The 1,751-nt window shown below is 70.2% G+C and carries 3 protein-coding genes; 1 reads left to right on the top strand and 2 read right to left on the bottom strand.

From position 1 onward, the window contains the following. Together CcI156_RS15455 and CcI156_RS15450 are read right to left on the bottom strand one after the other, a co-directional pair. Nucleotides 1-931 (bottom strand): Gfo/Idh/MocA family oxidoreductase (locus tag CcI156_RS15455; RefSeq protein WP_076806443.1); only part of this gene is annotated, 931 nt, incomplete at its 3' end. Between the two features lies 1 nt (nucleotide 932). Further along, entirely contained in the window at nucleotides 933-1,397 is a 465-nt protein-coding gene (locus CcI156_RS15450) for a carboxymuconolactone decarboxylase family protein (protein ID WP_011437757.1), read from the bottom strand. 148 nt (nucleotides 1,398-1,545) lie between these two features. Between CcI156_RS15450 and CcI156_RS26235 the strand changes: the two genes are divergently transcribed. Beyond that, nucleotides 1,546-1,751: hypothetical protein (locus tag CcI156_RS26235; protein ID WP_217697703.1), on the top strand; the 206-nt coding region annotated here is incomplete at its 3' end.

Here is a 1,751-nt window from a genome sequence, read left to right as displayed (position 1 = left end):
GCAGCGCGGCGAGGGCGTCGTCGAGCGTGCAGGGACTGGGACCGCCGGTGCTCACCATGGTCACGAACGCCTCCATCTCGGCCCGGTACGCCGTGGCGAACCGGTCCATGAAGGACGACCAGGGCTGCGCGGCGGGTACCGGCCCGTCGGGTTCGACCGAACGCAGCGGCACCCGGGCGTCGAGGCCCACCGAGATGCTGGCGGAGGTTCCGGCCAGATCCATCCGCACGTCGTAGCCGTGCCCGTTGTAACGGGACGCCTGCAGGGTGGCCAGGGAACAGTCGTCGAGGGTCAGCAGCACCACGGTCTCGTCCACGTCGCCGACGTCACCGAAGTACTCGGCGCCGCGCCGGGCACCTGCGGCGAACGCCTCGACCACCTCGCGTCCGCTCACCCAGCGCAGGGCGTCGAAGTCGTGGATCTGGCAGTCACGATGGATGCCGCCGGACACCGCCACGTAGTCGAACGGCGGCGGCTGAGGATCCGCGGTGACCATGTGCACGCGCCGCAGCTGACCCAGGGCACCGGATCTCAGGGCCTCCCGCCCGTTGCCGAACCCGGTGTCGAACCGGCGCTGGAAGCCCACCTGCACCGGGATCCCCGAAAGCCTGACCTCGGTGGCCACGCGTTCACCGACGCTTAGCTCCCGGAAGACCGGCTTCTCGCAGAAGGTCGGAATGCCCAGGGCGCAACACCGCAGGACGATGTCGGCGTGGGTGTCGGTGGGAGAGGCGATCGCCACCGCGTCCGGGCGGAGGGCGATCAGCGCCTCGAGATCCGCCGCGACCCGGGCCCCGGCCGCGCTCGCCCCGCGGGCGGCCTGCTCCTGGTCGACGTCGGTGATGACCAGTTCGTCCACCCGGGGGTCGTCGGCCAGCGTGCGGGCGTGCACGGCGCCGATTCGGCCGGCCCCGACGAGTCCGATCCGCATGTCAGGCCACTGGCCAGGGACGCGCGGTACCGGCGACGCGGTTCCAGACGTTGATCGCCGCGATCACCCAGACCAGTTCGGCCAGCTCCACCTCGGTGAGGACCACCGAGACCTCGCCCCACATCTCGTCCGTGACCGGCCGGCGGTCCATCTGGGTGATGGCCTCGGTGAGGGTCAGCGCCGCACGTTCCTGTGCCGAGAAGTGCGGCGACTCGCGCCAGACGGGCAGGGCCAGCAGCTGCTTCTGGGTCGCGCCGGCCTCGAGGGCGGCCGGGCTGTGGGCGCCGACGCAGAAGGCGCACCCGTTGATCTGGGAGGCCCGGGTGCGGACCAGTTCCAGGAGCGAGGCCGGCAGGCTGACCTTGTCGGTGGCGGCGTCGAAAGCCTCCATGGCCGACATGATGTGGGGAGCCAGGAGGTCCACACGGAGACGAAAAGAGCTGGAGGTTAGCGTTTTCTCCGCCATCGATGAATTCCTCTCGACCAGGCGTTGAATCGGATCGCGGATTACCGGCGGGCCGGCGGTTCCCGGCGGGGTCTAGACGTGGGGACGCGCGGGAGATCACCGGGTGGAACCTGCCGGGAACCGCTGTGCTGGCATGGGACGCGCTGGCATGGGACGCGCGGGTATCGGACGCGCGGGCGATGGCGCGCTCCGCGGCCGGCACGTTCTCGTCGCGCAGCAGGTCGGCGAGGTAGTCCGTGACGCTGTGATAGGTGCGATCCGCATACCGGTGCCGGTATCCCCCGCCTTCCTGCGGATCGGCGAGCAGCAGATCGTGCGTACGTATTCGGAAGTCCCGTTGTTGATCTTTTGGGG

The sequence above is a fragment of the Frankia sp. CcI156 genome (genome assembly GCF_001983015.1).
Taxonomy (GTDB): domain Bacteria; phylum Actinomycetota; class Actinomycetes; order Frankiales; family Frankiaceae; genus Frankia; species Frankia casuarinae.
The sequence above is the reverse complement of the archived record's forward strand: the minus strand, read 5'-3'. Positions and strand labels throughout refer to the sequence as shown.